This window comes from Actinobaculum sp. 352 (assembly GCF_003957265.1).
In the GTDB taxonomy this organism is placed as follows: domain Bacteria; phylum Actinomycetota; class Actinomycetes; order Actinomycetales; family Actinomycetaceae; genus Asp313.
In genome coordinates, this window is sequence record NZ_RQSN01000006.1 from 1 (window position 1) to 18,801 (window position 18,801).

Consider the following 18,801-nt stretch of genomic DNA (forward strand, 5'->3'; position numbering starts at 1 on the left):
TCGGTAACACGCCGGGTTCTACGTCGTTAATCGGTAGCTGGTCGGCTGTGCCCAGTGCGAAACTCTCGAGCAAGTCCATGGATGCCGGTGCGGCATTATCGGACGGGCGTCAAGCCAGCATTGCCCGATTGGAAGAACTGGCCTCCGCGTTGCGAAGCACAGCCGAGGACTTCGAAACAACCGATGGCACCGCACATGCAACCATCATGGACCTAGTCAACTCCTTCCTTTTACCGCTGCCATAGGGGCGATGGGCGGCGATGAAGCGGAAGAGGGACGATTGCCTGACGTGCTCCCCGCCCGGGCCGGTTCCGCTAATCGCTGGGCTGCCAATGAGTACGCGCTTACTAGGATGCGACCCCCAGACCATCTGCCAGGAGCATCCACAAGCGCTGCGAGTTCAGCGGTACCAGGCGTGAGTTCTTCCCGCGAAGCTCTACACCCAGAAGAGCGCTCGGTGTATCTAATGCGGCAAGGGAACCGCGACCAACAAAGTCATCGGGCGTGATATCGAGCCGACTCAGCATCCAGCAACTCCAGCGGTTTTTCCGCAGGTCTGCGGCGACGGTGGGAAAGGTGCTTTCCACATGCTCAGCGAATTGGCCTGGCCGACCTCTGAAGGGACTCACGATGAGGTCGGTGATGTATTGCGTTGGCACGTCGAGCGTGGCGTCGGTATCGATCTGACGGCGGGGACCGATCCCGAGCATGTCCACAATCACCGTCGGAAGAACACCGGGATGAATTCTGCGGAGCAGCAGTTGGATGCGGGTCCGCTCCTCGATGAATCCCACATGATTGGCTGCCACCCAGATTCGTGATTCGTACCGCCTGTCTGAGATGGCAAGCTCGAGGCGAAAGCCCTGCACTGGATTGAGGTAGGCCTCAAGGAGGTGGCGTGCACCACGGGTGAGGCGGCCGTCGTCGATAAAGCCGTTGGCCTGGAGCCGTTCATAACAGTTCGACATTCGGTCCAATCGGTCGGCCATGCTTCGTGGATCAGGGGGCCGCGCACCTAGTTCCAGCAGGCGACGATGAGCAGCCCGAATGTGTTCGTCGTCGATGAATCCCTGCAAGGCATCCCAGTCCGCTTCGCGGCTGGAGACTCTTCGTGCGTCCTTCATGCGTCCTCCCCTGGTGTAGCGGTCCTACCTGTCGCGGCTCCTGGCTCCTCGCGGTGCATGTCCGCCTGCTCAGGCGGAGCCGGCATGCCGCCATTCGTGGCCGCCCCGGATGACGGTGCGACGTTGTGGGGATTGTGGTCACCATCGGGTCCTGCCGGGGGTATGACGCCGGGCGTCGCAGCGGGTGCTTCTTCCGGCGCTGCAGTGCTCGTCGGCGTCGCGGACACGGAACCACCGGCCGACTGCTCCGGCGCAGCTGTATCCGTCGGCGGCTCAGGAACTGAAGCATTCGCGGCGGGAGCCTTCGAACGGTTCTGCGTAGTTCCGGTGCGTTCGCTGGAACGTTGGCCCGGTTGCGGGGCTGGCACGTTTCGCTTGGCGGTACCGGGTGTAGCAGGCCGATGTTGCTCGCGCCAACTGGAGGGCAGCCGACGCCCAGGGAAGGAGTGGACATAGGCGGTGGCCGGTTCCTCATCGGCGCCCAGCGGATCCTCTTCCGGGTTGAAAGTGGCGATAATGCTGTGCAGCAGGTCAACTAGCTTCGGATAATCCGGCGTCGCGCACGAGGCTGTGATCTGGTAGCCGTCACCGCGGGGCGTGATGGTCAGGACCTGAGTTTGGGTAACACTCACCCCCGAGATCGATAGCACGGTCATACTGACGGTCGCCGGATTGCCGGCAAGTGTCAGTTCGCCGATATCAAGGAGACGGTAGGTCGCGATATCGCTGGGGATATCATTACGGGATCGGCTCGTCCACTGCCCCAAAGAATCCTGCATGTCTTCAACGCGAAGAACGACGACGGACGGTGCGTAGTCACGATAACCGGCGGGCCCAAGTGCGACGTAGGCGGCGCCGTCGAAAATGCCGGTGGCTGGTTTTTCCTGCCAGGAGTCTGGAAGTTCTATTCTCATAAGCACCTCAACCTCTACCCGTGTGAGTATTCGCAACGAATCGGGCTCCGCACGGCAGTCTACCCGAAAGGAGCGCTCCGATCAGTTCTTATCGGGCCGTATCTGCCGTAGGCGGACGACGACGAAGCGGGCGCACCTTGGCTGGCGCTCCTCCAGTTCGCGCGAGGTTGCCATCCGGGTGCGAGGAGCTGAGCGGGATCCCCGCTTGCGTGGAGTTGGCTGCACGATCTCATGGGCCAACGCGGTCAGCGCCGCGGGATCCCCGCCAGCGTGGGGTTGGTCTTAGGCTGCCGTTCGGGTGTGAGGAACTGAGAAAGGTTGCGCCGCGCTCCTTCCAACTGCTCCACACATATGGGCGGGCACACCATCCGTATCATCCACCGGCACCCTGCCCCTGCTTGGAACCGTGAATATGGGCGGTACATCGGCCGCTTCATCTACTGGTACCCAACCCTCTGTTCGGAACTGCGTGTATGGGCGGGTGCACCGGCCGTCGTCGGTATTATTCCGTGCCCGACGAACCGGTACAACCGGTGTGAAACAGCCACGCGGCGGGGCACGAGAATCCCCAGTTCTGATGAAAATCACCACCGCCCAGAATGCGCTGGAGGACCGCGCCCGATAGGCTTGTTTTCGTGACTCAGAAGAACCAGCAAAACCTAGCCGCAGCCGATGACACGCCAGAACAGATTCGGGTGCGCCTGGCGAAGCGTCAGCGGCTCATGGATGAAGGCATCGAGCCGTACCCGGTTGAGCTCCCCATTACCTCCACCATCAAGCAGGTGCGGGCCGACTATCGGGGCGTGGAACCGGGAGTTGAGCTGGCCGATGATAGGGTCGGTGTGGCGGGTCGAGTGATGCTCGCTCGTACCGGCGGCAAGATTTGTTTCGCCACCCTGCAGGATGGTGCGGGCAACCGCCTGCAAGTCATCTTCTCGCTCGCCTACGTAGGGGAAGACGGACTGGACCGCTTCAAGGCCGACGTCGATCTGGGTGATCACCTCTTCGTGGAAGGGCATATCGGCGCGTCCAAGCGGGGCGAGCTCTCGGTGTTCGCGCACAGTTTCCGGATTGCCTCCAAGGCGATTCGCCCCCTGCCGAAGGTATACAAGAATGCGGAGGGCGAAGATGTTTCGCTTTCCGAAGAGTCAAGGGTACGCCAGCGGCATCTCGATCTCATCATGCGCCCGGCGGCACGCGAGATGGTGCATTTGCGTGCCGGGGTTTTGAAGTCCTTGCGGGCGAACTTTGATCGGCGTGGCTACACCGAGATCGAAACACCCATGCTGCAGACCGTCCAGGGTGGCGCGGCCGCCCGGCCCTTCACCACGCATATCAACGCCTATAACGAGGACCTCTACCTGCGTATCGCCACGGAACTGCACCTCAAGCGCGCCGTCGTCGGCGGAATTGATCGGGTGTTCGAAATCAATCGCAACTTCAGAAACGAAGGTGCAGATTCCACGCATTCTCCGGAGTTCACGGCGTTGGAGGCGTATCAGGCTTACGCTACGTATGACACCATGGCCGAGCTGACGCGCGATCTGGTGCAGCAGGCATGCCTCGACACCCTGGGAACAACCGTCGTTACGCTGGCGGATGGCACGGAGTACGACTTCGGTGGCACTTGGGCAAGCCTGGATCTGTACACCGCGCTGAGTGAGGCGGTAGGCGAAGAAGTGACGGTTGAGACGCCGCGTGAACGCCTGGAGGCTTTGGCCGAGGCGCACGGTATCGCGGTGGCTCCGTTCTGGGTCAATGGAAAGATCGCCGAGGAGCTGTTCGAAGAGCTGGTGGGCCACAAACTCTGGGAGCCGACTTTCGTGCGCGACTTTCCGGAGGACACCTCCCCGTTGACCCGCCAACATCGCAGCAAGGCGGGGCTGACCGAAAAGTGGGATCTGTACGTGCGGGGGCTGGAACTCGGTACCGCCTACTCCGAGCTTGCCGACCCGGTGATTCAGCGTGAAAGGCTGGTCGCGCAGTCGTTGGAGGCCGCCGGCGGAAATCCGGAGGCGATGCAGCTGGATGAGGACTTCCTGGAAGCTATGGAGCAGGGTTTCCCGCCCACGGGTGGCATGGGAATGGGTATTGATCGCCTGTTGACGGCGATGACAGGTTTGGGCATCCGAGAGACCATCATCTTCCCGTTCATCAAGCCGCAGGGATAGTCCGCGACGCCAGCGGGGTTTGGGGCGCGGTACCGGTCCGAGTTCATGTACCGGTGGTTGGCATGACGTCAGCGGGGCCGTGCAACCCGCAGCCTTGTGTACACGCGGTGCGCATAGCGCCGACGGGCACTGCACCGTTGGGGATTGCGCCGACGGGCACTGCACCGTTGGGGATTGCGCAGATGGCTTTAAGGCATGCGCTTCACCCAACGTATTCGCGAGTGGGTTGCCCGGGCACCTCTGCACGCAGGTGGAAGACTGCTCCGGCTCGTGGTTCATCGGAGGTTTCGCGCGATGTCGTGATGAAGACATCCCGCCTGTCCTCTCCACCGAGTGTCACCGCTGTTACCCCTCGCACTGGCAGTTGCCATTCGCCGAGGATCTCCGCAGCGGGAGAATAGAGCCGCACCCTGCCCACCCGGTTAAGGGCACACCACACGTTCCCTGCCGAATCGACGGCCAAGCCGTCGGGGCGTCCCCCGTCTCCGTCGTGAAAGAGCCGACGGTTCACGAGGTGACCGTCGTCGGCCACATCGAAAACGTCAGTGCCGCCTGTGGCGGTGTCGTTGAAATAGGCGCGGCTACCATCCGGGGACCACTCGATTCCGTTCGACGTGGTGACTGATGGAAGAACGACATCATAGGACCCGTCCGCCGCGATTCGGAACAACTGCGCTCCCCCGGGGCGCCGATCATAGGGCATGCCACCCGCGTACAGCAGGCCGTGTGGATCAATACCGCATTCGTTCATGCGCACGGTCGGATCCTCCCACATGGCAGGTAGCGCCGTGGGAGGCACAAATGCAGAGTCGGCAAGGCCAATGCCTCGTTCGAGGCCGACGACGTAGCCGCCGCGCGTGCGCGGACGGACAAAAGCGGCGATGGACGAACCGGTGGCGAGGCGTTGGACGGCTCCAGCGTGATCAATGGTGAGAATGTCTCCGGCAAGCATATCGACCATGCGCAGGCCTCCCCAGGAATGGTGCCAGACGGGTCCCTCGCCGTGGTAGGCGATTACGTCAGTGATTTGTTCGGGATGCATCACTGACGATCATAGCGGGGCAGGTGTGTGCGAGGGGGTGATGTCGCCCGGGTCTGCCGACCTGGGCTTTCAGGGCAGGTGTGTGCGAGAGGAGATGCGGTCGGGTCGGCAACCCAATCCTGGATAGGTCGGCGGTGGGCCGTGTGCGAGGGGAAGCGCGTGATGGGAAGGCAAGTGCGAGGGGAAACGCGTGAGCGGTGGGGATGGTGGTGGATTCCTGGCCGGGACTGACCGGTGGCTGGTCAGGACTGACCGGTCAGGACATGGGTGACCGGTCAGGACATGGGTGGGCTTTTGTCTTCAGGACGTGGGTGTCGTGGTTTTCTGGGTTTCTGCAGTTTTGCGCGATATGCGCGCGAAACTGGGGAAAGGCGGAGTTTTTGGGGCAACGGGGACTGGGGCCGCCGTCGGCCCATCGTGTGCCAGTGCGGGACGCGGCGAAGTTTTGGGGAATGGGGAGTGAGGAAGATCCTCGGCATAGCGGTGGGTGTGCCCTGCATACGAGCACACCCACCGCTGCATATCGACTGTTCGCAGTGCTAACCGACGTCGTCGACGATAATGACGCGCAGTGTACGCGGGCCGTGCACGCCGTCGACACGCACCAACTCAATATCAGAAGTCGCCGACGGACCGGCAATCCACGTCGTGGGTCGGGTCGGATGCTGTGAAAGCACCTCGACGGCCTCCGGCACCGTCGCCTTAATCGTGCTGGCGTACAGGACGCACACATGCATATCCGGCACCAAGGAAATGGCGCGGCGGCCCTGATCGGGTTCGCCATCGAGCATAATCGTGCCGGATAGCGACACGGCCACCCTGGATGCCGTAAGCACGGCATCGGTGCCATCGAGTTCGTCCTTGGTCAGCGGCGGATCATCCACACGCACTTCGCAGCCTTTCGCCGCCGCTTCCTGCCAGCTCTTTTCCAGGCCTGGTGGTACCACCACGGACGAAGCGCCTTTCAATGCGGCAGCAATAGCCTCTGGAATGCCGTCCGGCGTGCAGTGCGTAACGGTTGCCGTGTAGTCGATCAGTGCCTGCTCCATTTCGGCGACGATGTCACCGCTGCCGGAGGTACGGTACTCGCGAGGGATTTCCGGAGCCTCCACTGGCCCGGCGGCGGCAACACGCCGCAGAATCTCCACCTTGGCCTCGTTCATGGCTTTCATTCCTGCTCCTCCTTATCGCGTGCCTTCCACCACTCACGGAAACTCTGCGCCGGTGGAGCGGGGATATCACGGACATGTGTCCAGTTCTGCGCTATCGGTAACGGGATATGCCCGATCTTTCGATCCGACCCGGCAATCAGACGTGCGGGATGGATCGCTTTGCCCGCGGCAGCCATGTTCTTTCCGGAACCCATGATCTTCGACGTCGCCTTCATGCCGACGTCCCAGATACTGGGGATTCCACCGCGGTTTTCCTCCGTGTACCGGTGCCGCAGGTGAACGAGTATGGTCGGAATGTCGATCTGCACGGGGCACGCCTCATAGCAGGCGCCGCACAGTGACGAGGCGAAGGGAAGCGTGGAGGCCGGATCGTGGTGGTCGAAGGCTCCCAACAGCTGCGGCGTCAGAATCGCTCCGATCGGTCCCGGGTACACGGAGTTGTAGGCATGGCCGCCCACGTGCTGGTACACCGGGCAGATGTTCATGCAGGCGCCGCAGCGGATGCACTTCAGGGCTTCGCGGCCAACGGGATCCGCCAACACCTTGGAACGGCCGTTATCCAGCAGAATGAGATGGAACTCCTGCGGGCCATCACCCGGGGTGACGCCTGTCCAGAACGACGTGTAGGGATTCATCCGCTCGCCGGTTGCTGATCGCGGCAACAGCTGGCTAAACACCTCAATATCCTGGTAGCGCGGTACGAGCTTTTCGATGCCCATAATGGTGATCAGCGTTTCCGGCAGAGTCAGGCACATGCGCCCATTGCCCTCGGACTCGAACACAGATAGTGTGCCCGTCTCCGCGATGCCCATATTGGAACCGGAAATCGCTACCTTTGCGCTGAGGAACTTCTTGCGCAAGTGCGCACGAGCCGCCATGGCGAGCTCGCGGGGCTCATTGCCCATATTCGGCGGAGCATCACCCATGCGCGCTTCGAAGATTGCCTTCACTTCGGCGCGATTGCGGTGAATGGCGGGAACGACGACGTGCGACGGCATATCGTTCGACAGCTGCACGATCATCTCCGCCAGGTCGGTCTCCCACGCCTGGATGCCCCGCTTGGCCAGGTACTCATTGAAGTTGATCTCTTGGGTGGCCATGGACTTTACCTTGACCACCTCATCAACGTTCTTCTCCTTGATGATGGAGTAGGCGATTTGGTTGGCTTCCTCAGCGTCCCGCGCCCAATGCACGATACCGCCGCGGGCCGTCACATTCGCCTCGAATTGCTCCAGCAGCTCCGGCAAGTGCGCCATCGTGTTCCGCTTGATATTGGAGGCGGCGTCGCGCAGGGCCTGCCAATCAGGCATTTCGTCTACGCGGGTGCCGCGCTTGGTGCGGATCTTTGTGGTGGCATAGCCGAGGTTGCGGCGCATCTGCGTATTGCGCAGGGTTTCATGTGCGCCTTCCTGGAAGGTCTGCCCCCACCGCAGCGGGTCCTCCGGAATCGGATGGCCGGGATACCAACCGAGTTCTGCCGCCTCCAGATCCTTCTCGGACCACTCGGAGGGGTTGATCTTCAGCTTCGTTGCAAGATTGCGCAGTGAATCGATCATCATGCCCCCACCTTTGTTGTGCTTGCGGGAGCCACCCACGGTTCATCCCTTGTTCCGGCCAGCACCTCGGCCAGGTGCATGGCACGTATTCCGGAACGCGTGCGCGAGAGCCCCCCGCCGATGTTCATCAGGCACGAGTAGTCTCCGGCGACGACGATTTCCGCGCCCGTTGCGAGGATGTTCGACATCTTGTCCGAGAGCATCGATGATGAGACCTCCGGGTTTTTCAAGGAGAATGTTCCGCCGAAACCGCAGCAGATCTCGGCATCGGGAAGCGGAACGTAGTCGATACCATCAACGGCTTTGATTAGCCGGATTGGAGTGTCACCCACACGTGCCATACGCAGGGAATGGCACGTGGTGTGGTACGTGACCCGATGCGGGAAATAGGCGCCCACGTCTTCCATGCCGAGCACATTGACCAGGAGTTCGGGCAGGTCATACGTCTTCTTTGCGATAGCCGCTGCATAGGCGGAGAGTTGTTCCTCTCCTTGATCGGCAGCAACCATCGATGCCTGGTGACGTAGTGAACCCGTACACGAACCCGAGGGAGCAACGATGGCGTCCCACTCGCCGTCGAGGACGGGTTGGAACGTATTCACATGGTTGCGGATAAGCGGCATGGCCTCCGGGTAGTAGCCGGTGTTGATGTGCATCTGGCCGCAGCATCCCTGGTTCTCAGGGAAGACTACCTCGTGCCCCAGCCGCTCCAGCAGATGGACTGTAGCCTGCGAAGCCTGCGGGAACATGACGTCGGAGATGCACGTCGCGAATAAAGCGATTCTCATGGAACCTCCTTGTTAACTCACGATGACGAATCCTAGAACCCCGCGCGAGGCGAGGAAGATGATGATGCCCAACAATACGATGAGCAGTATTGAGAATGGCGCCGACTTGCGTAGCAAGGTTGACTCTGACCCGGGCTCTTTGATTGCCGTTGCCGCGATGGCAAGGTTCTGTGGGCTGACGATCTTGCCGATGCCACCACCGATCTCGTTGGCTGCCAGCAGCAGCTGTGGGCTGAGATGTGCTTGTGCAGCGGCGGTGGACTGAAGGTTGGCGAAGAGCGCACCGGCCGACGTCGCGGACCCGGTGACTGCGGTGCCGATCCATCCCAGCAGCGGGGAGAGGAAGGCGAAGGCGCCGCCGGTGGCCGCCAGCCAGGTGCCGATGGCAACCGTCTGCCCGGAGAAGTTCATGACGTAGGCAAGAGCCATCACAGCCATAATGGTCAGGATCGTCAGGCGCAGGTTGTAAATCGTGTTGCTCAGCGTGCGAATGCCACGACCGAAGGAGTATGTGAAGCGACCGCCCGATGACGTCGCTCCATAGGCGATGGAGACGATCAGTCCGGTGAGTAGGAGCATGGTGCCCGGGGAGGAGAGCCATTGCAGGTTGAAGATGGCGGAGGCGGACACCTCACCGGAACCGGTCAGCAGGTTGCCGTATAGGCCGGGCCATTTGATGGCGATGTCGGTAGAGGAGAGCCAGGCGGGGATGTCCACACCGATGTTCCACAGTTTGACGATACCGAAGATTAGTACCACCAGCCAGTAGGGCATGAGGCCGAGTGTTACACGGGACGCCGATAGTCCGCCTTCCGCCTCGGTCGACGAGTGCTGCTCTTCGGGGGTGGTCGGCTGCCAGAAGCGCAACAGAATGGCTACGAGAGCGAAAGAAATGAGCGAGGCGAATACAGCTGCGAGTTGGTAGGAGAGGAAATTGGAGGCGACGAAGTGACCGGCGGCCATTCCGAGGCCGGCGACCAGTGCTGCGGGCCAGGCCTGGCGGATACCGCGCATCCCGTCAAGGATGCCCAGAAGTAGGATGGGCAGCCAGCACAGCAGGAACGGGGTGATCCGACCCATGGTGGCACCGACAATATCGGCGGGCGAGCCACCCAGCTGGGCGGCGGTGGTGACGGGAATAGCCATGGCGCCGAAGCCGACGTTCAGGGCATTTCCCACCATGGTGACAATTGCTGCCTTGATGGGCGGAAGGCCGAGCGCGAGGAGCATGGCGCAGGCAATCGCAACCGGGGCGCCGAAGCCTGCTAGACCCTCGAGCAGACCGCAGAAGCAGAAGCCGATGAGAAGAGCCTGTACTCTCATATCGCCTTTGCCAACCACGGAGAAAACGGCGCGGACGTCCTCTGATCTCCCTGATGTTTCGGTCAGGTTGTAGATCCACACCGCCATAATGACGATGTACAAGATGGGGAAGAGGCCGAACGCTGCCCCCTGCGTGGCGGACAGTACTGACAGTCCAACCGGCATGTGGAAGCCGAGCATGGCAATGAGTAACGCCACCGCTAAGGAGCCGATGGCACATTTGTGAGTTGGGACTTTGAAAACGCCTAGCATGACGAAGAACACCACAAGCGGCAGCAGACCGAGTAGTGCGCTGAGGACGAGACTGGACCCCACCGCCGTGGTTGATGGGGTGAAAGAGGCGGCTAGTAGCATGAACGCTCCCTCATTGGAGTACGGATGGTGTGTGGGTGGCCGGGTGTTAGCCCGTCCGAACCCTGTGCACCATGGGCTAGTTTTGACATGTGGTTTGCTCGCTTTGCATCCCGCTACTTTATGGGACGAAAGTCTACAAGCCACTATTCGGTACATTAGCGGAAATCGACATACACAAGGAAGGTCTCACGTAATTCAATTTCGGGAGTTGTTGAGATTCCGCGGAAAAGTTCTGTGCCCCGGGGTGGTCGTTTGACCTGTAACTTCGGGAGAAAGTCCGGCGTGGGGAGGGTGCGGCGTAAGGCTGTGCCGCTAGATGATGCCGGGGAACACGCAGTGGGAATATGCACTCGGCTCTGACCGGGCCGGTAGGGAGCGGGTGAGTTGGGACGTTAGGCTCGTGCGGACGGGTCACAGGGCAGGCAGATGGCGGCAGCAAGGATTGCTATGCGCGGTCCGTACGCCCGCAGTCGTGCGCGTGGCAAGGGGCCGCCGCACCAACATGGCAAGGGGCCGCCGCACCAAAAAGAGAGGGTGCAGCGGCCCCTGAGCCGGAGGTTCGGGGAATTAGTCGATCCAGTCCAGTGTCCTGGCTACCGCCTTATTCCACTGATGGAGTTGATGCTCACGCTCGCCGTCGTCCATTTGCGGACTCCAGCGCGTGGCCTCCTCCCAGTTGGCGATGACGTCGTCCTCGCCCTCCCAGAATCCGACGGCGATGCCGGCGGCGTACGCCGCGCCGAGAGCGGTGGTTTCCGCCACGACGGGCAGAACGACGTCGGTATTGAGGATATCCGCCTGGAACTGCATCAGCAGTTTGTTGGCGGTCATGCCACCGTCAACGCGCAGTTGCTCGAGCTTCGCCCCGGAATCGGCTTCCATGGCGTCCAGCACCTCACGCGTCTGGAAGGCTGTGGCTTCCAGTGCCGCGCGTGCCAGGTGTGCCTTGGTGTTGTATCGCGTCATTCCGACAATCGCGCCACGCGCATCGCTGCGCCAGTGCGGTGCGAATAGACCGGAGAATGCGGGGACGAAGTACATGCCGCCGTTGTCATCGACGGTCTCGGCCAGTGCCTCAATCTCCGACGACGACGTGATGATACCGAGGTTGTCACGCAGCCATTGCACCAGTGAACCGGTTACAGCAATCGAGCCTTCGAGGGCATATACCGGGGCCTGATCGCCGATCTTGTAGCAGACGGTTGTAATGAGGCCGTTCTTGGAGAGCTGTGGCTCCGTACCGGTATTCAGCAGCATGAAGCAGCCGGTGCCATAGGTGTTCTTCGCCATGCCGGGCTGGAAACAGGCCTGCCCGAAGGTTGCGGCTTGCTGGTCGCCCAGGTCACCTGCGATCGGCTTGCCCGGCAGGAGACCTTCTTGCCTGCCGTAGCCGTAAATCTCGGAGGAGGACCGGATTTCCGGCAGCAGCGACATGGGAATGCCGGCGATTTCGCAGATATCCTCACGCCAGCTCAGCGTGCGCAGGTCCATCAGCATAGTTCGGGATGCATTGGTGACATCAGTGACGTGAACACCGCCGTTGACGCCTCCGGTCATATTCCAGATCAACCAGGTGTCCGGGGTGCCGAAGGCCAGCTCGCCGCGTTCAGCACGCTCGCGCACTCCCTCCACGTTCTCCAAGATCCACATGATCTTGGTGATAGAGGCATAGGTGGACAGCGTCTCACCCACGATCTCGTGGAAGCGATCCAGGCCGCCGTCGGCCGCGAGACGGTCAACGATGTCCTGTGACCGGGTGTCCTGCCAGACGATGGCGTTGTATACGGGTTCGCCCGTATTTCGATCCCAGATAATGGTGGTTTCGCGCTGATTCGTGATGCCAACTGCTGCGATGTCGTGGTGGTTGGCGGAGGCCTGTGCCAAGGCCATGCCAACCGTTTCGCGCACATTTCCCCAGATTTCGACCGGGTCGTGCTCCACCCAGCCGGCGTGGGGGAAGATTTGCTCGTGTTCCAACTGGCCGCTGGAAACGACCTGCCCGGCGTGATTGAACAAGATCGTTCGGCTTGATGTGGTGCCTTGATCGATCGCGAGAACGTACTTGCGTTCGGTGTCGCTCATATGGACTATTCCTTTCTCGTTGATGGCGGGCGGGAAGAATCGGGCTCCCGAGTAGTGCCGGTGATTCTAGCCGAGTCGCGAAGCCAGTGGCACCGTTTTCGCTCAATTCGTTAGCAACACTCGAACTTGCCGAGCCGGTGACAGTGGCGGGAGGGATCGCCCCAACGGAGTGACGCCCTGCCCAGCGCTGATCACAGTCTTCTGTTTGTGTTGCCGCCGAGTCGTCTTAGCCGTGAATCTCCGGCGCGACATCAAGGAAAGGCGTGGCATCTGGAGCCTCTGCGCGTACACGCTGAGCCTCCGCTTCGTCGCGTATACCCTCTGCCTTTTCCTCTGCCTCGCACCTTGCGTGATAGGAGGCGATCTCGGTTTCCTTCTTCCTCTCGTCCCATCCGAGTAGTTCGCCCGCCAGGGTGGCGATTTCGTCGGCAGTCGCCAAGCCGCGGTCACGATGCTCATACGTCAGGCGCGTCCTGCGTGCGAGCAAGTCTTCTAAATGGAGCGCTCCTTCGTACTCCACGCCGAAAGCAATCTCCGCGCGTAGGTACTCGGGGGCTCCCTCCAATTCTCCCGCAAGATCGGGGCGCTCCGTGATCATTTGCAGAAGTAGATCTATATCTGATCCATATCGATTCAGAAGATCCTCGACATGGTCAAGGGTCAGGCCGCTCTGCCGTGCGATGGTATGGCGGCGACTCCACATCACTTCGTATTCCGCCGCTCCAGACAGCGTGGTCGTGGTGGTGAGCGACGGATTCTCTTTCGCTCTCTTCTTGCCGAGCGCAAAGTCGACGGCGTCCTCGGCCATCTTGCGATAGGAGGTTAGTTTGCCTCCCGCAATGACGACCAGGCCCGGTGCAGCTTCGGTGACGGTATGCTCGCGGGATACCTGCGTTGACTTCGATTCGTCGCCATCGAGCGTGCCGGGTTGTAGAAGAGGGCGCAGTCCGGCGAAGGTGCCGATAATGTCGCTCTTCGTCAACGGCTGGGCGAGAACTGAGTTAGCCTGCTCCAGGACGTATTCAATATCTGCGCTATCTGCCACTGGTTCGCGGCGATCTTCGTGGTAGGCGGTATCCGTGGTGCCGATAATCCAATACCGCTTCCACGGGATAATGAAAAGGACCGACTTTTCCGTGCGGAGGAAAATGCCGACTTTCGAATCGATGCGGTCCTTGGGAACGACTATATGGATGCCCTTAGAGGCGAGGACCTTCAGACCGCCGGTGGTGCCGGCTAGGGATTGCGTTTTCTCCGTCCACACGCCAGTGGCGTTGATGACGGTACGTGCCTTGACGGCGACGACGTCGCCGGTTTCCAGATCATGCAGTTGTGCCCCCGCGACTCGTCCGGTGGCGTCCTTGGTCAGAGCGGTCACCTGCACGCGGTTGGCAGCAAGTGCCCCGTGCCGGACGGCGGTGCGTATCAGATTCACTACCAAACGGGCGTCGTCAACACGGGCATCATAGTAGACAATCGAGCCCGTAAGAGAGTCCTTTTTCAGTGCGGGTGCCAGGGCGAGCGAGCCCTGGCGGGTGTAGTGGCGCTGGATGGGCACGGAGCCGCGGTGGGCGAATTGGGCGATGGCGTCATACATGCCCACGCCGACCGCGGAATAGGTCCGTTCAATCACGGGCATTTTCAGTGGCCAGAGGAAGGGCTGGGCCTTGACCAGGTGGGGCGCCGTGGTGGTCAACAGCAGGCCGCGCTCCCGTAGCGACTCGGCGACAAGAGCAAAATTGAGTTGATAGAGGTAGCGCAGGCCGCCGTGGATAAGCTTTGATGAGCGCGACGATGTTCCAGATGCCCAGTCTTGTGCCTCGACAATACCTACGCGTAATCCGCGGGTTGCGGCGTCCAGGGCGATTCCAGCGCCCGTCACCCCGCCTCCGATAATGAGTATGTCCAGGTCATCATCGGTGGCCATGTCTGATAGTGCGTGCTGGCGTTCTCTTTGCGAAAGTTTGGCTAGTGGCAACGTCTCTCACTCCTTGTGGATCTTCGGACTGATCTTGCCGACCTCGAATGCTCTGGTCACTCGAATGTTCTGGTCAGCAGCACTTTCGTGCGGTCCAGTTATTTGCTCGGCGCGCCTGTCTACTAAACTTGCTGGTTGTGGAGGTGTTGTGCTCCACACCTCATCCTTCCAGAGCGGTGGCACATAGTCACTAGTGCGCACACCTGTGCATGCGCAGGGCGAAAGAGCGGGTATCCGTCGCGGGCTCATCCACGCGGACACGTGCGTGCAACTTTTCTCACAGGCGCGCCACGTGCTCGAAGTATGTGCAAGAGTGTTCAATTCATGATGTGGGCTGGGGGTTCACTGTTACGCTCTTGCCTCGTAAGGTGCACGGCGACGTGCGGATACAGCGGGGTAACGGCCGAGGTTACTTCGGGTATGTCGGTCGTGTATCGACACCAAGGGAATAATGTCCGATACCAATTCGAAGAAGAGTTAAGGAACGTCTATGTTCATAACGTCTGTTGGGGTCTTTTTATTCGGCCTCCTCGCCGCCATCGCCGGCGGAGCCGTCGGTGCCGCCATCGGAGGCAACTACGCCTTCGTTCTCACCGGCTTCTGTGTACTTGCCTCCTGGGGCGTGTTCGCAGCTACCGGTAGCACGTTTGGCCTCGATTACCTGGCCTTTGGTCCCTTCATGGGTCCGCATATCGCATTCGCCGGTGGCGCTGCGGCCGCCATTTACGCTCGCTACAGGGGAGCTCATACCGACGGCAAGGATGTCAACTCACCGCTCGCGGGTCTCGGACGAGCAGACGTTATGCTTGTCGGTTCCGCCTTCGGCGTGTTCGGCTACCTCCTGCAGATTGGAATTTCTCAGATACCATGGTTCGGGAGCCACACTGATTCGGTGGCCTTGACCGTGGTCACCTCCGGTATTGTCGCTCGTATCATGTTCGGCGGCACACCTGGAAAGGGTGTCTGCAAGGGTTCGCTGCACAACCCGGAGAAGTTCAACGATGGTGCACGCGGCCTGTTCGGCAAGATTCAGCCCGGCCCCAACGGTCACTGGTTGGAGTGGCAGGAGAAGACCGGTCCGCTGTTGACAATCGGTTCACTCTTCGGCATTTTCGGAGCCGGTGCTTCGCTGTTCTTGGCATCCAACGTGGGCGCAGCTCTGGCGGAGAGCCATCCGGAAGTGGCCTTCGATCTTGCTGCGCGGCAGGCCAATACCTTCGGATTCGGTATCTCGGCCGTCATCATCCTCTTCCTGATCACCAACCGGAATATGCCGGTGCAGCATCACGTCACGAATATCGCCGGTCTGGCGGCCATTAATTTCTTCCCGATTCTCATGGGCGAATCGCTGGATACCTTCCACTGGACGGCGACCTCGACCTGGGATTCTCGTACCTGGACGATGGCGGTTCTTGCCCTTGTCATCGCTGCGGTGTTCGGCATCATCTCAGCGGTGCTGGCAGAGTTCTTCGCCCGCATGTGGTACAACCGCGGCGTCTCCCACATTGATCCTCCGGCAGCCGCCATCTGGATCTGCAACACGTTGGTGTGGGTCCTCGCCGGGTTAATCGCATAGCGCATTATCCAGAACTCCGTCCGCCGGGTGCGGCGACACCCGGCGGACGGGAGCCAACGCGGATGGAATTCCGCAAAGTATATCGCCTGTCAAACACCGCCACTGCACGTCACAATCGGAAGCGCAAGGAGCCAGTTCACGTGGAGTACACCTCGCCCGGAAAACTATTCGACGCCTACATCTTTGACATGGACGGCACTATCTACTTGGGAGATCATCTCCTCCCGGGAGCCAAGCGCCTTATCGAGGGTCTGCGTCGCCTCGGCAAACCGGTTCGCTTTCTTTCGAATAATCCGACCCGTGACCCGCAACTGTACGTAGAGAAACTCAACCGGCTGGATATTCCCGCCAGCATCGAGGACATTACGAATACGGTTGTCACTACGGTCCACTGGCTGCGAACCAATCACCCCGATGCGAAGGTGTTTCCCATCTCCGAGCAGCCGCTCAAGAATGCGCTGGCTGAGGCGGGCATTGCCATGAGTGAAGATCCGGAAGAGATTGACATCGTCATCGCCTCCTATGATCGGACCTTCGAGTACCGGAAACTACAGATCGCCTTTGACGCCATCTGGTACCACAAGCGTGCATTCCTGATTACTACCAACCCGGACCGGTACTGCCCGTTCCCGGGGGGACGTGGGGAACCTGATGCCGCTTCAATTGTTGCCGCTATCGAGGCGTGCACCGGTACTCGCTGCGTCGCGAACATGGGTAAACCGGAGCCAATCATGCTTGACGCCGCTATTGCAGGTCTGGATGTAGATCCAGCCAACTGCATTATGGTCGGCGACCGGCTCATGACCGATATCGGCATGGCCATCAAGACGGGAATCCCCTCGGCACTTGTGCTGACGGGCGATTCCACGCTGGAGGAAGCCGAGGCGCTCGACCCAGCGTCTCAGCCCACTTACGCGCTTTCACGCGTCGACCACCTCATCCCGGACGAGATTCGGAAGCAATGGGGCTGGAGCGACAACGACTGACCGCTAGGAATCATGTGTGTCCGCCGTCGTGCGCGGCCAGTGGCGGGCTGGCGCGAACGGCACACATACGGTGACAACGATGTCAGTAAACTCGTGCGTAAACCTACAACTGCAACACGGAGGTTGCCTTGTCCACTTTTCACAACCCTAATTCTCTGACCGGCGGTCCCTACGTTATGGGCATCGACTTTGGAACAGAGTCGTGCCGAGTCGGCATCTTTGACCTTCTCGGTTCCCCGGTCGCCTTCGCCGCAACGGGCTATCAGACCACGCATCCGGCACCCGGTTGGGCGGAGCAGTCCCCGGTGGACTGGTGGAATGCACTTATCGCATCCACACATCAGGTGATGCAGCGCTCCGGTCTGCAACCACATGAGATTGCCGGAATTTCGTATGATGCCACGACGATGACAGTCGTCGCACTCGATGAGGCAGGGGAGGCGCTGCGGCCAGCCATCATGTGGATGGATGTGCGCGCTACCGAGCAGGCGGCCCGTGTGGTGAATACCAGTTCGCCCGCTCGCCGCTACACCGGTGGGGGTACGCTTCCGCCTACCGCCGAATGGTATCCCTTCAAGGCCGCATGGCTGAAGGAGAATGAGCCGGAGACCTACAATAAGGCCTATCGCCTGGTCGATGCGCCGGATTGGTTGACCTTCCGACTCACCGGGGAGTGGACACAGAACATCAATACCGCTGCCCATCGCGCCTACTACGACCGTGACAACGGCGGCTGGCCGGTTGACCTGTACGAAGAGGCAGGGGCCGGCGACGTGTTCGACAAGCTCCCCTCAGTTGTCAACGATCTCGGGGTGCCGGTGGGAGGCCTCTCAAAGACCGCGGCCGAGGCGCTCGGGCTCATCCCAGGCACGCCCGTTGCCCAGGGCGGCGGTGATGCGTGGCATGGTCAGATCGGCCTGAACGTGCTGCGGCCGGGCAAGATGTCGCTGGTGACGGGATCTTCGCACGTTATGTCGGGTCAGTCACCCGATCCGGTTTCCGGCCCCGGTTTCTTCGGTGGGTATACCGACGGAGTCGTCCCTGGCCAGTACACGGTGGAGATTTCGCTGGTTTCCTCGGGATCGGTTCTGGCCTGGTTCAAGAACAATTTCTGCCCGGATATCACCCTGGCAGCCGAGCAGACGGGCTTGAATGCCTACGACATTATGAACAGTCGCTCTGCGGACATTCCGATCGGCTGCGACGGTCTGATCATCAACGAGTACTTCCAGGGCAACCGCACCCCCTATTCGGATTCCAAGGCGCGCGGTGTGATGTCGGGGCTTTCTCTGGCACACAGTCGCGAGCACATGTATCGGGCGATCCAAGAGGCCGTGTGCTACGGCGTGGAGGCGAATCTGCGTATGCTGCGCAACGCGGGCTTCGCCGTCGAGGAATTCGTCGGCTGCGGCGGGGCGATGAAGTCGCGCGCCTGGGCACAAATGCACGCGGATGTCACGGGAGTTCCAATCACGCTGCCGGAAGTCGGCGACGCAGTTACGCTTGGTTCCTGCATCCTGGCGGCAGCCGGCGCCGGTTTGTACCCCTCGGTACAGGATGCGGCGGATGCGATGGTCCACGAGCGCGAGCACATAGAGCCCGATATGGAGAAGCACGACCGCTACGCGTTCTACGCTGACCAGTACTGCGAGCAGTACCCGCTGATGCAGGACCTCATCCACCGCACGGTGGATCACGTGGATTCTGAACGCGACGCCGCCCAATAGGACGACGC

Annotated in this window: 14 protein-coding genes; 5 read left to right on the forward strand and 9 right to left on the reverse strand. The window is 60.9% G+C overall.

All coding sequences use genetic code 11. From position 1 onward, the window contains the following. Nucleotides 1-245, forward strand: a 245-nt coding sequence (locus EKN07_RS12570) for a hypothetical protein (RefSeq protein WP_164546634.1), incomplete at its 5' end; no start/stop codon positions are given. A 102-nt stretch (nucleotides 246-347) separates the two neighbouring features. Here the strand turns inward: EKN07_RS12570 and EKN07_RS07290 are convergent. Both EKN07_RS07290 and EKN07_RS07295 read right to left on the reverse strand, forming a co-directional pair. Beyond that, the gene (locus EKN07_RS07290; RefSeq protein WP_108716207.1) at nucleotides 348-1,124 is read right to left on the reverse strand and encodes a hypothetical protein; all 777 of its coding nucleotides are present in this window, start codon (nucleotides 1,122-1,124) and stop codon (nucleotides 348-350) included. Then, on the reverse strand, nucleotides 1,121-2,038 hold the full coding sequence (locus tag EKN07_RS07295) for a hypothetical protein (RefSeq protein ID WP_126146051.1): 918 nt from the start codon (nucleotides 2,036-2,038) through the stop codon (nucleotides 1,121-1,123). Before EKN07_RS07295 ends, EKN07_RS07290 begins: the two co-directional genes overlap by 4 nt. A gap of 635 nt (nucleotides 2,039-2,673) precedes the next feature. Here EKN07_RS07295 and lysS point away from each other — a divergent pair. Then, nucleotides 2,674-4,209 (forward strand): lysine--tRNA ligase, encoded by a 1,536-nt coding sequence (gene lysS / locus EKN07_RS07300; protein WP_241228153.1) that lies wholly within the window; start codon nucleotides 2,674-2,676, stop codon nucleotides 4,207-4,209. Nucleotides 4,210-4,411: 202 nt separating this feature from the next. Here lysS and EKN07_RS07305 read toward each other — a convergent pair whose 3' ends face one another. The 7 genes from EKN07_RS07305 to EKN07_RS07335 form a co-directional block, all read right to left on the reverse strand. Further along, nucleotides 4,412-5,251 (reverse strand): SMP-30/gluconolactonase/LRE family protein, encoded by an 840-nt coding sequence (locus EKN07_RS07305; protein ID WP_108716205.1) that lies wholly within the window; start codon nucleotides 5,249-5,251, stop codon nucleotides 4,412-4,414. A gap of 539 nt (nucleotides 5,252-5,790) precedes the next feature. Beyond that, the gene (locus tag EKN07_RS07310) at nucleotides 5,791-6,423 is read right to left on the reverse strand and encodes an LUD domain-containing protein (protein WP_108716204.1); all 633 of its coding nucleotides are present in this window, start codon (nucleotides 6,421-6,423) and stop codon (nucleotides 5,791-5,793) included. Next, complete coding sequence (locus EKN07_RS07315) at nucleotides 6,420-7,979, reverse strand: LutB/LldF family L-lactate oxidation iron-sulfur protein (protein WP_108716731.1); 1,560 nt, start codon at nucleotides 7,977-7,979, stop codon at nucleotides 6,420-6,422. The genes EKN07_RS07310 and EKN07_RS07315 overlap by 4 nt, the downstream gene beginning before the upstream one ends. Continuing rightward, nucleotides 7,979-8,767 carry a (Fe-S)-binding protein gene (locus EKN07_RS07320; protein ID WP_126146053.1) on the reverse strand — a complete coding sequence of 263 codons (789 nt, stop codon included), beginning with the start codon at nucleotides 8,765-8,767 and terminating at the stop codon, nucleotides 7,979-7,981. The genes EKN07_RS07315 and EKN07_RS07320 overlap by 1 nt, the downstream gene beginning before the upstream one ends. 12 nt (nucleotides 8,768-8,779) lie before the next feature. Further along, the gene (locus EKN07_RS07325; RefSeq protein WP_108716203.1) at nucleotides 8,780-10,444 is read right to left on the reverse strand and encodes an L-lactate permease; all 1,665 of its coding nucleotides are present in this window, start codon (nucleotides 10,442-10,444) and stop codon (nucleotides 8,780-8,782) included. Between the two features lie 567 nt (nucleotides 10,445-11,011). After that, complete coding sequence (gene glpK / locus EKN07_RS07330; RefSeq protein WP_126146054.1) at nucleotides 11,012-12,526, reverse strand: glycerol kinase GlpK; 1,515 nt, start codon at nucleotides 12,524-12,526, stop codon at nucleotides 11,012-11,014. Between the two features lie 226 nt (nucleotides 12,527-12,752). Beyond that, nucleotides 12,753-14,453 carry a glycerol-3-phosphate dehydrogenase/oxidase gene (locus EKN07_RS07335; RefSeq protein WP_206435695.1) on the reverse strand — a complete coding sequence of 567 codons (1,701 nt, stop codon included), beginning with the start codon at nucleotides 14,451-14,453 and terminating at the stop codon, nucleotides 12,753-12,755. 541 nt (nucleotides 14,454-14,994) lie between these two features. On the opposite strand from EKN07_RS07335, the gene EKN07_RS07340 reads away from it, so the two are divergent. The 3 genes from EKN07_RS07340 to EKN07_RS07350 all read left to right on the forward strand — a co-directional run bounded on the left by EKN07_RS07340 (nucleotide 14,995) and on the right by EKN07_RS07350 (nucleotide 18,793). Continuing rightward, nucleotides 14,995-16,080 (forward strand): hypothetical protein, encoded by a 1,086-nt coding sequence (locus EKN07_RS07340; RefSeq protein WP_108716201.1) that lies wholly within the window; start codon nucleotides 14,995-14,997, stop codon nucleotides 16,078-16,080. A gap of 188 nt (nucleotides 16,081-16,268) precedes the next feature. Further along, nucleotides 16,269-17,066, forward strand: coding sequence for an HAD-IIA family hydrolase (locus tag EKN07_RS07345; RefSeq protein WP_240611490.1), 798 nt, complete (start codon nucleotides 16,269-16,271; stop codon nucleotides 17,064-17,066). A 176-nt stretch (nucleotides 17,067-17,242) separates the two neighbouring features. Further along, nucleotides 17,243-18,793 (forward strand): FGGY family carbohydrate kinase, encoded by a 1,551-nt coding sequence (locus tag EKN07_RS07350; protein WP_108716730.1) that lies wholly within the window; start codon nucleotides 17,243-17,245, stop codon nucleotides 18,791-18,793. Nucleotides 18,794-18,801 lie beyond the last annotated feature (8 nt).

Bases quoted from the DNA above. Each gene is read 5' to 3' on its own strand.
- EKN07_RS07335 (WP_206435695.1), bottom strand. From the start codon at position 14,453: ATGGCCACCGATGATGACCTGGACATACTCATTATCGGAGGCGGGGTG.
- EKN07_RS07295 (WP_126146051.1), bottom strand. From the start codon at position 2,038: ATGAGAATAGAACTTCCAGACTCCTGGCAGGAAAAACCAGCCACCGGC.
- EKN07_RS07350 (WP_108716730.1), top strand. From the start codon at position 17,243: ATGGGCATCGACTTTGGAACAGAGTCGTGCCGAGTCGGCATCTTTGAC.
- EKN07_RS07310 (WP_108716204.1), bottom strand. From the start codon at position 6,423: ATGAAAGCCATGAACGAGGCCAAGGTGGAGATTCTGCGGCGTGTTGCC.
- glpK (WP_126146054.1), bottom strand. From the start codon at position 12,526: ATGAGCGACACCGAACGCAAGTACGTTCTCGCGATCGATCAAGGCACC.
- EKN07_RS07325 (WP_108716203.1), bottom strand. From the start codon at position 10,444: ATGCTACTAGCCGCCTCTTTCACCCCATCAACCACGGCGGTGGGGTCC.
- EKN07_RS07320 (WP_126146053.1), bottom strand. From the start codon at position 8,767: ATGAGAATCGCTTTATTCGCGACGTGCATCTCCGACGTCATGTTCCCG.
- EKN07_RS07345 (WP_240611490.1), top strand. From the start codon at position 16,269: ATGGACGGCACTATCTACTTGGGAGATCATCTCCTCCCGGGAGCCAAG.
- EKN07_RS07305 (WP_108716205.1), bottom strand. From the start codon at position 5,251: ATGCATCCCGAACAAATCACTGACGTAATCGCCTACCACGGCGAGGGA.
- EKN07_RS07315 (WP_108716731.1), bottom strand. From the start codon at position 7,979: ATGATCGATTCACTGCGCAATCTTGCAACGAAGCTGAAGATCAACCCC.
- EKN07_RS07340 (WP_108716201.1), top strand. From the start codon at position 14,995: ATGTTCATAACGTCTGTTGGGGTCTTTTTATTCGGCCTCCTCGCCGCC.
- EKN07_RS07290 (WP_108716207.1), bottom strand. From the start codon at position 1,124: ATGAAGGACGCACGAAGAGTCTCCAGCCGCGAAGCGGACTGGGATGCC.